Below are 13,279 nucleotides of genomic sequence, written 5' to 3'. Positions count from 1 at the left end.
ACATAACAAGACGTATGGGCGACTCGAATCATGAAGACTTGAATGTAGAAATTTCGTCGTCATTACGTCACCGGTCTGTCAGACGCCTGTCAATGGCGGTTCAATCCCCTAAATATTTGTCGTTTGCTTCGTTCTTAAAAGGATGCGCGGCCTGCGTGTCAGTACGCAGAGCTGTGACCATCGTTTTTCGATCAGGAGCGAGTGTGATTATTTCCAGCCAGTTAACCAGGTTGAGCCTGGCGGGTTTGTTTGTCGGGCTGAGTCTTGCGGCGAATGCGCGCAGTCAGCCGGAGCAGGCGAGTGCCGAGATCCGTCGGACCAGTTTCGGCGTCCCGCACATTCGTGCGCAGGACGAGCGCGGGCTCGGTTACGGCATCGGCTATGCCTATGCTCAGGATAACCTGTGTTTGTTGGCCAATGAGATCGTCACGGTGAACGGTCAACGGTCGCGTTATTTCGGCCCGGACCTGTTTACGGTGGAAGAGCGTGAAAACCTGGTCAGCGACTTGTTTTTCAAATGGTTGAACACCCCGGAGGCCGTCAACGGATTCTGGCAGGCTCAACCCCCCGACGTGCGCGAGCTTATGGAAGGTTATGTGGCCGGCTACAACCGTTCCCTGACGGAGCGTCGGGAGCAGGGACTGCCGGCGCAATGTCAGGGCGACTGGGTGCGTGATATCTCCACCACGGATCTGGTCAAGTTGACCCGCCGTTTGTTGGTCGAAGGCGGTGTCGGGCAGTTTGCCGAAGCGCTGGCGGGTGCGACGCCTCCGGCCACCCTTGCCGGCCATGCCGGGAATCAAAGGTCCTATCAACTGGCCGCTGCGCGCATCCAGCGTTTTGCCCTCGATCGCGGCAGTAATGCGGTGGCCGTGGGCAGCGATCGTTCCTTCAATGGCCGCGGCATGTTGTTGGCCAACCCTCATTTCCCGTGGGTCGGCGGCATGCGTTTTTATCAGATGCACCTGACCATTCCCGGCAAACTGGATGTGATGGGCGCCGCTTTGCCGGGGCTGCCGTTGATCAATATCGGCTTCAACCAGCACTTGGCCTGGACCCACACCGTGGACTCGTCCAAGCATTTCACCCTGTATCGCCTGCAACTCGATCCAAAGGATTCGACGCGCTATACGGTCGACGGCAAGTCGCTGCCGATGCACAAGCAAACGCTGACGGTCGACGTGAAGCAGTCGGATGGTACGGTCAAGGCCATTTCCCAGGTGGTGTACAGCTCACAGTTCGGTCCGATCGTGCAGTGGCCCGGCAAGCTGGACTGGAACAACCAGTATGCCTACAGCTTGCGTGACGCCAACCTGGAAAACGATCGGGTGTTGACGCAGTGGTACGCGATGAATCGCGCCGGCAGCCTTGAAGCGTTTCAGGACAGCGTCCACGCGATCCAGGGCATCCCTTGGGTCAACACGCTGGCGGCGGACGACAAGGGGCAAACGCTCTATATGAATCTGTCGGTCGTGCCTAACGTCAGCGCCGAGAAGCTGGCGCAGTGCAGCGATCCGCGCATCAGCCTGCAAATGATCGTTCTCGATGGGTCCAACAGTGCTTGCGCCTGGGACATCGACCCGCAGGCCGCGCAAAAGGGCATTTATGCGGCGGACAAACTGCCGCAACTGTTGCGTAAGGACTTTGTTCAGCATTCCAATGATTCGGCATGGATGGCCAATCCGTCGCAACCCTTGACCGGTTTTTCGCCGCTGATCAGCCAGGACAGCCAACCATTGGGCCTGCGTTCGCGTTTCGCCCTGGACCGATTGAACACACTGACCAAGGCGGGCACCCTTGGCGCGGCGGACCTGCAGCACATGGTGATGGATGATCAGGTCTATCAGGCGGCACAAGTCATGCCCGACCTCCTGCAATTCTGCGCGGCCGATCTGGGGGCCGATGCGCAAACGCTGGCACCGCTGTGCGCCGGTCTCAAGGCTTGGGATCGCAAGGCAAATCTCGACAGCGGCCTGGGCTTTGTGCATTTTCAGAATGTCATGGCGTCTCTTGAGCAAGCGTCGGCAATCTGGCGTGTAGCGTTCGATGCCAAGGACCCGCAGCACACACCACGGGGGCTGGCGATCGATCGTCCGCCCGTGGCGCAAGCGCTGCGGCAGGCGATGTTGGCCTCGGTCGAACAGGTCAAGTCATCCGGTCTGACGCAGGACAGTCGCTGGGGCGATATTCAGGTCGTCAGCAGCGGTGGCCAGCAAACGCCAATTCACGGTGGGCCGGGCACACTGGGCGTCTATAACGCGATCCAGAGCGTGCCCAGAAGCGACGGCAAGCGTGAAGTCGTCAGCGGTACCAGCTATTTGCAAGTGGTGACGTTCGATGAAAAAGGACCGCAGGCCAAGGGATTGCTGGCGTTCTCACTGTCCAGTGATCCGACTTCAAGGTATTCCCGGGACCAGACCGAGGCATTTTCCAGCAAGCAACTGAGTGTGCTGCCGTTCACCGAGCAACAGATCAAGGCTGATCCGCAGTATCAGGCCCGGACAATTCGCGAGCAGGATAAAAAAGCCGGGAAGGTAGTTGCCCAATAAACACAGCAGACTTTGCTGCAGCAATAAAAGAAGGCCGCGCCCCGCAAGGGTCGCGGCCTTTCAGCTTTTCGGTGGTTGTTGCGGGATCGAGTTGAGGACCGGATTGCCCGCTTTGTTGCGGGTCAGATAGACCGGCAGCACCTTGGGCAGGGTCGCTACCAGGGTGTTGAGTTCCTTGATGTTGTAAATGCCACCGATGCGGATCGCGCCAGTGCTGTGGTCGGCAACCATCAACGGGGTTTCCAGATACCGGTTGATCAATGGCAGTGCATCGTTCAGCGCCAGGTCATCGAGTACCAGTTTGCCGTTGAGCCAGGCCAGCGAATTGTCATTGTCGTAGGTCTGACTGATTCGCGGAATGTGGTCGCCATGACGATAGCTCGCCTGCATCGACGGGCCGAGCCGCAAGCCGTCCCCCGGCAAATCATCGTTGCTGCTGACCAGCACCGAGCCTTCGATCAGGTTCACTTTCACCTGATCCTCATACATCCAGACGTTGAATTGGGTGCCGGTGACGCGGATCTTGCCTTCGGCCGCCTTGACGACGAATGGGTGCCTGCTGTCGTGGCTGACGCTGAAAAACGCCTCGCCTTTTTTCAGGGTGACCTGCCGATGATCCTTGTAATTGCTGTAGACCAGCTCGCTGCCCAGGTTCAGTTCGACTTTACTGCCGTCATCCAGGGTGACCTGGCGCACGTTATTGGTCGCTTCGAAGTGCTGGTACGCGTTGGGCAGCCATCCCAGGTTCCAGCCGCTGTAGGCCGCCAGTGGCAGCGCCAGCGCACAAACGGCAGCGGCCATGCCGAAGGTGCGCCACGGTGTCCGCGGTTTAATCGCCACCTTCGGCACGACGACGGGTTCCGGACGAGGCAAATCGCCGGCGACATCCCAGATTTCCTGCATGGCCTCGTACTCGAACGCATGAAGCGGGTGAGCATCCAGCCACTGCTCGAACGCCAGACGCTCCTGCGCGGTGCAGTCTTCGGCGTGCAGACGCATGCACCAGTGCGCGGCGGCATCGGTGATAGCGTCATATTCGGCTTGCGAGAGAGAATTGTCGGTCATTGACTCATCCTGATTTCCCGCATTCTAACCTTGGGTGGAACGCGGCGAGAACATCGGTCATGGCAATTACCCATCAAAGTGTATTTATTTTTATTGGAACAGGCTGTGAACAGCGCATTGCCGAGGTGTATTCATTGCCAGTGTGAAAAAAACTTTCATGCGCAGATCAACGGATCTGCGCATGTTTTCAGCACGCTCAGGCCGATGAAGTGGATGCACCCGGCACCGGGTCCAGTTGCCGGCCCATCTCACAGATCAGAAAGGCAATCGAGTCGGCATTGCGCAAAATGACGTCGACGCGTTTTTCAGCGTTGTTCGGGTTGAAAAACGCATCGCGGGCGGCTGCCATGGTCGTGGTGCCGGTGACCTTGAGTATTTCTTTGCCAATGTGCGTCGAGCCCGGGATCGAGTCCAGGCTCAACCATGACTGCAAGTCGCTGTCCCAACGCGCGAACAGTTCTTCCTTTGGCGTCAGCAGGGACAAAGCTTCGCGCTGAAAATCCACCTGGCTTTGCTTCATTGCATGGCCATAACCAGTGATGGGGGCGACCAGGTCACTGAAAGGACGCCTGGCCTCCAGGGTCGCTATATCCACGGTTTTTGAGAAAAGGTGAGAAAACTCATGGATCAGCGTGGCTGCCTGGCTGTGGCCATCGACATTGAAGGGTTCTGTCAGACAAGACTTGTACCAGTCGAGTTGCTGATCAAAGAATCTCTCGGTGAAATGCACATTTTTCTTTGAATCACGCTCGACGACGAACGCGATCATGTTGGCTTGCGGGTATTTGCTCGATCCGACGACAAAACGATCGGTGTTCATCAGGTCTTCATCCGGATCCACCAGCGCTGTGCAGATGGGCAGGATGGTCTGCTTGATTTTGTCGAGCAGGGCCGCGTCGACGCTGCTGACATCGAAAAAACGTTTGAGGAAGCCGTCCAGTCGCGTGCCGCGGGTGAGCTTTCTTTGCTGCGCCAGATTGTGCAGGCTGTTGAAGGCGTAATAGCGCGCCATGTCGATGGCTTGCACAATCATGCGCGCCTTTTCCGGGTGGTGGGCGCGGATGGCTTCCATGCCGCGCGCTTCGATGTTCAAAACCCGGTTGACTTCGTGGCTGGTGACGTACTCATTACGCATTTTTGACAGGGCTTTTCCGTAGTGCACGGTGTGCACATCGGGGTCGATGACCATTTGCTTTGTCGACGTGGTTGCGAGCGTAGGTCCATTCTGTTCAGCGTTGAGGATTTGCCACACCGCACCGGGTCTGGCCACCCGATAAACCTTGCCGGCGACAGGCGCGTAACGATGTTGACTGACCGCATCGAGGTAGGTGCCATCGTTTGCATTCCGGGTCAGGTCTTTCAAGTCGACGGTCGGCGTTTCAAAGGATTGCAACGACGTGCGTAATGGCGCCGTCAGTTTCAACTCAGACCATTGCGGTTGCGTCACCGGGGTTGCGACCGGCTCTGTTGCGCTCGTGGCCTGCGATGTCACGAGTTCGTCTTCCAGCGACAATCGCCCCAGTGAGACCATCTGCGCCGCGCCGGCAATGAATTCCTGCATGGCCCGTGTCCAATGGTGATCCTGCAACGCTTCGGCGGAGGCTTCGAAGTCCTTGAAGCTTTGCCATAAAAACTGCAGGTAGCCGAGTTTGCCCGGCAGCAGCCCGGAAGCCAGCTTGATCCCGGAGCTGAACAGGTGTTTGACGGCCTCCCAATCGGACTGGCCCGTTGCCTTTGATCGACTGCCGAGCATCTGTTCCACAAGACTGGCGTTGTCGTTGTACAAACGCCCCAGCAGGTTGCCGTCAATGGGAGAGGAGGCCAGGGTGATTGCGCTCACTTGGCCGACCGTGCTCTTGAGCAGATTACTGAAGGTCGACTGTTGGTTATCAGGGAATCGTCGAATAACAAGATCCTGGAACGCCCCCGGGGTATTGATCGCCGCAACAACACTGGCCTCGTTCTCGAATTCGCTGAAAACCGGACCTGGAAAATAAGGCGCATACAGAACGTGTGGCCCCTGTTTACCGGCACCGGGACTGATTAAATACAGACCCAGGGTTTTGACGGCGGCGGAGCCAGCCGTCTTGATCAACTCAAGCGGTCGGACGATAGCGTGCGCACCTTTAACTGACGCCCGAGCGAGGGCATCGGGCATATCAAGCACCTGGCTGATCAGGTCGAATGCAGGGGTGGAAAGACGCTGCTGCAACTTCAAGGCATGGGCGTGTTGTAGCAACTGCCAAGGCAGTTGCCGAGCAAAACGCAGTTTGCGAACCTCAGCGTCAGTGCCGGTCAACTTATCGAACACCGACTTTGCAAAATCACTGTCAATGTTCAGCGACAGCAATAACTGTTGGATGGCGTGCTGATTCAGGCCCTCTGGCAGGATTTTGTGGGTGGTCGAGGTGATCTTGAAACCCGTGCCCTGGGCAATATTGATGTGATTCAGGACGAATTCGGTCAGGGTCCGGGCCGGACCAACCAAGGCCAGGTTGGGGGTGATTTCGATGTCGTCGGGGGACAGTGAGTGTTCGGGAAAACGGCTGGCAAGCAATGACTTCAATCGGTCATGGGTGTAGTCCGACAGCGTTTGCAGGCCGTGCAGGTAGTCTTTGTCATCGGTGACGCTGTTGCGGTATTGCTCCAGCAGTTCGATGTGCAACTGCTGGTCTTCGATCGGCGCCATGCCCAGCCAGGCGGGTAGCGACTGCTGTCGGGAGATCGCCTTGGCAATGCGTGAGGCTCTGCGCAAGTTGGTGTCGATAGCGCGTTTGGCCAGTTCGTTAAGCGCCTTGTTCTGTTTGGCGTGCGTAAGCTCGCGCGACCGTATGTGCTCGCAGGCATCGAGAAAGTGCTCGATGGACGATTGCGAGAGGTGCTGCAATACATTGCCCTCGATCAACCGCAACGAGTTGATTGCGTAGTGTTGATGAAATTGACGCCGGGACGGGGCCAGGTTTTCCAGCAGCTCCAGGCGTTTGTGAGCGTCGAGCAGACGGCGGTTGAGTGTCTGCTTCGCGCGGTTGAGCGAATCGAAGACTTCAAGCCCGGCGGCAGGGGTCCATAAAATAACCCGCCCGGAATGCTGGTTATCCAGCCCGCCCCGTTCGGTCAGCAGCACGCAATTGGCCAATGGCAGCACGTCTTTCTGCCCCGTGCATTGAAGAACCAGCCTATAAGCGTCAGGACGAAATCCGTTGAGTGCGAGGCGGTGATGGCGATCCGGATGATCCGAGTTCAACACCGTGTCGACGATGGCCTTTTCAGCGGCCCGTAAACTGGCGTCCAGTACTCGCAGACTGGCTTCCCCACGAATACCGACGGAGAGGGAATGGGCCAGGCGCGGTGCCATCTTCTCCAGATAGACCCGTTGCATGGCCAGTGATGTGAGCGGTTGGGCGGCGAAATCCGCGTTGATGAGTGCTTCAATATCCCCGAAGGTTTTCACGTAGGCCGCTGCGGTGTCGGCTCGCACGGCGGAGGGTTGTTGATTGCCAACCACTACAGGGCGTGTGCCCCAGCGGCCATGGGCATCAAGCGAGAGCATGCGTTCGCTGATCATCGATCGAATATCCAGCGCCTTGTCGAACAAGGCATGGATATTCACCGTGCCGTCGCTGTGCCGGAAAACCTGCAGGGCGTATTCAATGTTTTGCCGTTGCTTGGTGATGATCGCCTCGAACAGCACGGCAAATATCGGGCCGTAGATGACCTCCCCGCTGACGTGCGGCTGATCGAAACCGATGAACCGGTTGCGTTCATCCAGACTCAGCAGGCCGTAGAGTTCGTCCTCGTGACCGCCGGCGCTGAACTTGCTCAGCAAGGTTGCTTTCAAGTCCGGATAGTCCTTTAGCACCTGTAACCCCTGAGTGGGGGTGTAGAGAAACGCGTTGGCGTGACTGATCATCAGCGAGCCTGCCAACTCCACGTAATGGGCCTGTTGTTCCCACAGACGCACTGTCTCCAGGGTCGGGCGCCGGGTGGAATGGGCAGTCTTTTCGAACAACGTCTGTAAGGCCTGGCTTTGTTCGGGGCTGATGATCTGCGTCTCGCGTTTGAGCAGAATCTCTGCACGCGCCTGCTCTGCGATCGCTCGACTGAAAAATGCCCGTCGCGAAGCTCCGTCGTGCGCTGCCGGTGCGTCCCAGTACGACTCTAGCCGCTGGAACAGCAGCGGGAGCAGTTTGCTGGAGGCGCTTTTTATCGCGGTCTCCCAGTGTTGCTGGTCGGTGCTGGCAGGGGTTCGTTTCGGATGGGTGAATTCGCGGTCCTGGCCGATGGGCCATCGCTGATGACGGTAGTACTGCAAAACGGCGCCGCGCAGTGACATTGAACTGTCCCAGCGTCGCGTTGGTTCACGGTCCGTATCTGCGTTATCGCTGACGATCACCGTGTAAAAATTAACCTGGGTCTTGCTTTGATCCAGACCCGGAAACATCGGCTGCAGCAACTCGTCGATTATTCCATCGAGCAGGGACGCGAGGGTTGGCAGCGCTGCCAACTCGATGAGCATGGCCTGAAGGTTCAATTGCTGATTTCCGGCAACAACTTCGCGCTGGTCGTCGAAAATGTCGCCTTCAATGACGTCATAGGTCACGCGGATATTGTCGCTGGCGGCAAGGCTTTTACGCGCGGCCAGCGACATCAAAGCCAACAGGTCATCGTCCTCGTTGGCATCTTTCAGTGTCTGGGCGAGTTGCTCGGTCAGCGCCGAACGACTGTAGAACTTCTGTATGCCGCCATAGGGGGTGTAGACGATGACCCCGCTGGTTTCCGGGGTTGGGCTCAACACGAAACTGCCGGCCAGAGGGACCGGCACTTCATCAGCCGTCGTCAGCAGGATTTTTTCGGCAATCATTGGCGGGCTTTGTTCGCTGCGAAGCGAATGGCTGGCCAACTCGACGTGGCCAAGCCATTGAAAGTCGCGTTGCGTGAGCCCATGGGTTTTACCCAGTTCAGCCCAGCGACCGGGCGATTTCAGGGCTTGGGGGAAAAACAGTCGGGCAGGCGGTGTGGGCATTGTCGAGTCTCGTTAGGGGCGCCACTGAAAGCGCCTGTTGATGGAGCAACGAGACTAAAAGCCGACGCCGTGGCCCAGGCGGTAGATAGTTAACGCACGGGCTTTGGGCGTTCGTGCGAACACGCGCAATCGAAGGGTTGACAGGCTACCCGTGGCGCGTGGTTAATCGGCGGTCTACGTACGCTGTAGCCCCCTCCAATAATTAGTCTGGAGCTTCAGATGTCTGCGCCACACGATCATGTGTCTACTGTTGTCTCGCGAATCCTGTCCCTCGAAGAGCTGACAGCATTGCTTGAGAAGATATTCCTGCGCCATGGCACTTCGGCCGATGTCGCGCAGGTGCTGGCGCAAAACTGCGCCGGAGCCGAGCGTGACGGCGCTCACAGTCACGGCGTGTTCCGTATGCCCGGTTATGTGTCGACGCTCAAGAGTGGCTGGGTCAACGGCCAGGCCGTACCGGTGGTCGAGGATGTGGCGTCGGGGTTTGTCCGGGTCGACGCGCAGAACGGTTTTGCGCAACCGGCGCTGGCGGCTGCCCGGCCGTTGTTGGTAGAGAAGGCTCGCAGCGCGGGCATCGCGGTATTGGCGATTCGCAACTCCCACCATTTCGCCGCGTTATGGCCGGACGTTGAGCCTTTTGCCTATGAAGGCCTGGTGGCGCTCAGTGTGGTCAACAGCATGACGTGTGTGGTGCCCCATGGTGCGGATCGACCGTTGTTCGGCACCAACCCGATTGCCTTCGCCGCCCCTCGGGCCGACGGTGAGCCGATCGTTTTCGACCTGGCCACCAGCGCCATCGCCCACGGCGACGTGCAGATCGCCGCGCGCAAGGGCGAACGCCTGGCGCCGGGCATGGGCGTGGACGGTCTCGGCCAGCCGACTCAGGACCCGAAGGCGATTCTTGAAGGCGGCGCGTTGCTGCCATTCGGCGGGCACAAGGGTTCGGCGTTGTCGATGATGGTGGAGCTGCTGGCCGCGGCGCTGACCGGGGGCAATTTTTCTTTCGAGTTCGACTGGAAAAACCACCCGGGAGCCAAGACGCCCTGGACCGGTCAACTGTTGATCGTCATTGACCCGAGCAAAGCCGCCGGGCAGAGCTTCGCCGAGCGCAGCCAGGAGCTCGTGCGGCAGATGCATGGTGTAGGGCTCAAGCGGTTGCCGGGCGATCGTCGTCATCATCAGCGTGCCAAGTCGCGCTCCAGTGGCATTGCGCTGGATGAGCAGACGCTGAGGGATTTGCGGGAGTTGGCGGGGAGCTGATCTGCGCACGCATGAAAAAGGCGAGCGCACTGCTCGCCGTTGGCGCCGGCTTGCTGGCGATGGCGTTCGTCATGACGCCATCGCCAGCAAGCCGGCGCCTGCACCTGTGATCAGCGGCGTGCCAGCAGCAACCCGACCACCAGGCCGAAACCGGCCGATACCGCCACGGTTTGCCAAGGATGCCCGCCGATGTAGCTTTCGGTGGCTTCGACCGCCGGTTTGGTCCGGTCACGTACGCTGGTCACCGAATCCCGGGCCTGCTGGAGTTTCAGGGCAATTTGCCCACGAAGGGTTTCCGCTTCCTCCCCGACCAGGGAAGCGCTGCTTTTGAGCAGTTTTTCCGATTCTTCGATCAGCGCCTGAAGCTCGCTGAAGGCTTGGTCCTTGATTTGATCTTCGGCAGCCTGTACGGCGGTTTTCCGGGCCATTGAAGTACTCCTTGCAGTTAGGTGAACAGTGAACAATGGAGTCCGCCGCACAGGAAAAAGTTGCAGCGATTTCTCACGTCAGCCCGATTCCAGAGAAATCCAGAGCAGGACGTTTCATCCTACAGTGTAAGATGTCGCCTATTTTACGCAGCAGGAAAATCCCATGAGTTTCAATCTGGCCGATAAACCCCTTGCCGAGCGCGCTGCGCTTGAAGATGAAAAATCCCGTCTGTTCGAACTCTGGCAAAACAATCTGGGCAAAGCCAAGGGAGAGGCTGCACGGTTGTTCGGCGAACGTGCCAAGCGCAAAGGCAAGTGGGCCGAGTGGGTTCGTGCCGAGCTGGACGGTATGTCGCCACCTGAGTACTCGAACATGGTGCGCAGTGAAGTCAATCGCCTGATGGCTGCCAGCAAGTAGCGATTACGCAAAACACGCGACGATCGCCTCGCGCACCTTCAACACCACCGGATCGAGCTGGGTGCTGGTGCGCCAGCCCAGTTCGACCGGGTAGCGCTGCAAATCCAGAGGGCAGGGCAGCAGCATTAATCCACTGAGTGCCGCAATGCTGCGGGCCGCATGCGCTGGAATGGTCGCCACGGCCTGACTGCCCTTGAGCAAATGCGGCAACGCGGCAAAGTGCGTGGTCGAGGCGCAGACCTGGCGAGTCAAACCCAACGCCGCCAGCCCCTCGTCAGTGATACCGATAAAGCCACCCGAGGACACCAGAATGTGTTCGCGGGAGACGAATTCCTCCAGGCTGATGGTCTGCTGCCCGTCGGCCAGGCTGAGCGGGTCGGCCAGACACAAGTAACTGCCTTCCCCCAGTACCTGACGGCTCAACAAGCGTTCAGCGAAGCCGCCGGCGGTAATCGCCAGGTCGATGCTGCGTTCCATCAAGGCCTGGGCGACGATCTGGCTGTGGGTCTGGCGGAAGATCAGCCGCAGTTTCGGCGCGCGGCGGGCGATTTCTTCGATCAACCGGCGCCCGTAGGCAATCTCGAAATCATCCGACAAGCCGATACTGACCGAGCGTCCTTCGTAATGTTGGGTCGTCGGATCAACCATCGCCAGGCTCTGCCGACATTTGTGCAGCGCATCGCTGACCACCGGTTTCAGTTGATTGGCCTTGAGCGTCGGCGCCAGACCCCGACCGGTACGGACGAACAACTGATCGCCATACACCTCGCGCAGCCGGCGTAATGCCGCGCTCACCGCCGATTGCGTGACGCCAAGGCGTAACGCCGCTCGACTGGCGCTGGACTCTTCATGCAGGGCTTCAAAGACTTTCAGCAAGTTGAGATCGACCGTAGCGATATTCATATGGCTCATATCATTCAGCAGTTAACTGGGCTTTATTCATGATTGCGTGTCGTCGCAAAATCAGCAACACCTGATCCAAACGGAGTGACTGCGATGCCCAAGTCAATTGTTGCTGCACTGCAAATCGGCGCCTTGCCCGGTGGCAAAGCCGATACGCTGGAGCAGATCCTGTCGTATGAAAGCGCGATCATCGAATCCGCTGCCGCCCTGGTGGTAATGCCAGAAGCATTGCTCGGCGGGTATCCAAAGGGCGAAGGTTTCGGCACTCAACTGGGCTATCGCTTGCCGGAGGGGCGTGAGGCCTTTGCGCGTTATTTTGACAACGCTATCGATGTGCCGGGGATGGAAACCGACGCTCTGGCCGGGCTTTCAGCACGCACCGGCGCAAACCTGGTGATCGGCGTCATCGAGCGATCCGGCAGCACGCTGTACTGCACTGCGCTGTATTTCGATCCGCAGGCGGGGCTGGTCGCCAAACACCGTAAATTGATGCCGACTGGCACCGAACGGCTGATCTGGGGTAAGGGCGATGGTTCGACGTTACCGGTGATCGACAGCCAGGTCGGGCGGATCGGGGCGGTGGTGTGCTGGGAAAACATGATGCCGTTGCTGCGCACGGCGATGTACGCCAAAGGCGTGGAGGTCTGGTGTGCGCCGACGGTCGACGAGCGGGAGATGTGGCAGGTCAGCATGCGCCACATTGCTCACGAGGGGCGTTGCTTTGTGGTCAGTGCCTGTCAGGTCCAGGAATCGCCACAGGCCTTGGGGGTCGAGATCGCCAATTGGCCGGCGGACCGGCCGTTGATAGCCGGTGGCAGTGTGATTGTCGGGCCAATGGGTGATGTCCTTGCCGGACCCCTGTGGGGCGGCCCTGGCTTGCTGACCGCTGAAATCGACACCGCCGACCTGATCCGCGCCCGTTACGACTACGACGTGGTCGGTCACTACGCGCGTCCGGACGTGTTCGAATTGACGGTGGACGAGCGGGCCAAACCCGGCGTCCGATTTAATACATAGCCCCTGCATGAATCAGGTTTACCGGCTGCCGGTTGTCGAACCTGGCAGGCTCAGCTTGCCACTATCAACAAAACGCATGGTGCCGAACAAGCCGCCCGCCAGTTTGCCGCGCAGGATGTAGGGCATGTTGTTGAGGGTTTGCGTCTGGCTCAGGCCTAAAGTCTGGCGCAGTACCGAGAATGCCGACACGCTGACCGGGACTGTCAGTACCGTTTCGGAGAAGCGCGCAATTGAACCTGACTGATCGCTGACGCCCGCGGCGAAGGGCTGGCCGTTGACGGCCAGGTCCAGGGCCACGCCGTTGAAATTGATCGCACGTTCATTGGGATTCTGCACGCGAATCTTCACGGCAAAGCGGATCTCCATGTCCTGGCTGGGCAAAGGCTCGATGCCCACGACATTGATGTTCAGCGGGTCATGCTGGGGCAGCAGGGCGCAGGCGCTGAGTGAAAGCAGCAGTAACGAGAGGGTGAAGGCAAGGAGGCTGCGCATGTTTAAACACTCGACAGAAAGAGGGAGCAAGCCGCCGATCGCTCGATCCTGAGCAATGTTCGACGGCTCTACTGTGCGACCACAGTCACTGTGAGGGGTTCGCCTCTACCTGTCACTCGAAAGG

The 13,279-nt window shown here is 58.9% G+C and carries 9 protein-coding genes; 4 read left to right on the top strand and 5 right to left on the bottom strand.

From position 1 onward, the window contains the following. Window positions 1-203: 203 nt before the first annotated feature. Window positions 204-2,549 carry a bifunctional acylase PvdQ gene (pvdQ, locus tag BVK86_RS03365; RefSeq protein WP_075945082.1) on the top strand — a complete coding sequence of 782 codons (2,346 nt, stop codon included), beginning with the start codon at window positions 204-206 and terminating at the stop codon, window positions 2,547-2,549. 60 nt (window positions 2,550-2,609) lie between these two features. Here the strand turns inward: pvdQ and BVK86_RS03360 are convergent, their stop codons facing one another. Both BVK86_RS03360 and BVK86_RS03355 read right to left on the bottom strand, forming a co-directional pair. Then, window positions 2,610-3,614: a FecR family protein gene (locus BVK86_RS03360; protein ID WP_075945081.1), complete on the bottom strand. Its 1,005-nt coding sequence runs from the start codon at window positions 3,612-3,614 to the stop codon at window positions 2,610-2,612. A gap of 196 nt (window positions 3,615-3,810) precedes the next feature. Beyond that, window positions 3,811-8,637 (bottom strand): dermonecrotic toxin domain-containing protein, encoded by a 4,827-nt coding sequence (locus BVK86_RS03355; RefSeq protein WP_075945080.1) that lies wholly within the window; start codon window positions 8,635-8,637, stop codon window positions 3,811-3,813. Window positions 8,638-8,856: 219 nt separating this feature from the next. Here BVK86_RS03355 and BVK86_RS03350 point away from each other — a divergent pair, with 219 nt between their 5' ends. Beyond that, the gene (locus BVK86_RS03350; protein ID WP_075945079.1) at window positions 8,857-9,897 is read left to right on the top strand and encodes an Ldh family oxidoreductase; all 1,041 of its coding nucleotides are present in this window, start codon (window positions 8,857-8,859) and stop codon (window positions 9,895-9,897) included. A gap of 110 nt (window positions 9,898-10,007) precedes the next feature. Here the strand turns inward: BVK86_RS03350 and BVK86_RS03345 are convergent, their stop codons facing one another. Next, window positions 10,008-10,325, bottom strand: coding sequence for an ElaB/YgaM/YqjD family protein (locus BVK86_RS03345; RefSeq protein WP_075945078.1), 318 nt, complete (start codon window positions 10,323-10,325; stop codon window positions 10,008-10,010). 163 nt (window positions 10,326-10,488) lie between these two features. On the opposite strand from BVK86_RS03345, the gene BVK86_RS03340 reads away from it, so the two are divergent. Next, window positions 10,489-10,743, top strand: a complete 255-nt coding sequence (locus BVK86_RS03340) for a hypothetical protein (protein ID WP_075945077.1) — start codon at window positions 10,489-10,491, stop codon at window positions 10,741-10,743. Window positions 10,744-10,746: 3 nt separating this feature from the next. Here BVK86_RS03340 and BVK86_RS03335 read toward each other — a convergent pair whose 3' ends face one another. Further along, window positions 10,747-11,655 (bottom strand): LysR family transcriptional regulator, encoded by a 909-nt coding sequence (locus BVK86_RS03335; protein ID WP_075945076.1) that lies wholly within the window; start codon window positions 11,653-11,655, stop codon window positions 10,747-10,749. 84 nt (window positions 11,656-11,739) lie between these two features. Between BVK86_RS03335 and BVK86_RS03330 the strand changes: the two genes are divergently transcribed. After that, window positions 11,740-12,663: a carbon-nitrogen hydrolase family protein gene (locus tag BVK86_RS03330; protein WP_075945075.1), complete on the top strand. Its 924-nt coding sequence runs from the start codon at window positions 11,740-11,742 to the stop codon at window positions 12,661-12,663. Between the two features lie 18 nt (window positions 12,664-12,681). Here BVK86_RS03330 and BVK86_RS03325 read toward each other — a convergent pair whose 3' ends face one another. Further along, a complete protein-coding gene (locus BVK86_RS03325; RefSeq protein WP_075945074.1) occupies window positions 12,682-13,155 on the bottom strand; it encodes an LEA/WHy family protein in 474 nt (157 codons plus the stop codon). Window positions 13,156-13,279: the final 124 nt, after the last annotated feature.

Source organism: Pseudomonas reinekei (genome assembly GCF_001945365.1).
In the GTDB taxonomy this organism is placed as follows: Bacteria; Pseudomonadota; Gammaproteobacteria; order Pseudomonadales; family Pseudomonadaceae; genus Aquipseudomonas; species Aquipseudomonas reinekei.
The sequence above is the reverse complement of the archived record's forward strand: the minus strand, read 5'-3'. Positions and strand labels throughout refer to the sequence as shown.

What these genes read in the sequence shown, in the direction of transcription:
- BVK86_RS03360 (WP_075945081.1), bottom strand. Translation starts at nt 3,614, where the DNA reads ATGACCGACAATTCTCTCTCGCAAGCCGAATATGACGCTATCACCGAT.
- BVK86_RS03355 (WP_075945080.1), bottom strand. Translation starts at nt 8,637, where the DNA reads ATGCCCACACCGCCTGCCCGACTGTTTTTCCCCCAAGCCCTGAAATCG.
- BVK86_RS03350 (WP_075945079.1), top strand. Translation starts at nt 8,857, where the DNA reads ATGTCTGCGCCACACGATCATGTGTCTACTGTTGTCTCGCGAATCCTG.
- BVK86_RS03345 (WP_075945078.1), bottom strand. Translation starts at nt 10,325, where the DNA reads ATGGCCCGGAAAACCGCCGTACAGGCTGCCGAAGATCAAATCAAGGAC.
- BVK86_RS03340 (WP_075945077.1), top strand. Translation starts at nt 10,489, where the DNA reads ATGAGTTTCAATCTGGCCGATAAACCCCTTGCCGAGCGCGCTGCGCTT.
- BVK86_RS03335 (WP_075945076.1), bottom strand. Translation starts at nt 11,655, where the DNA reads ATGAGCCATATGAATATCGCTACGGTCGATCTCAACTTGCTGAAAGTC.
- BVK86_RS03330 (WP_075945075.1), top strand. Translation starts at nt 11,740, where the DNA reads ATGCCCAAGTCAATTGTTGCTGCACTGCAAATCGGCGCCTTGCCCGGT.
- BVK86_RS03325 (WP_075945074.1), bottom strand. Translation starts at nt 13,155, where the DNA reads ATGCGCAGCCTCCTTGCCTTCACCCTCTCGTTACTGCTGCTTTCACTC.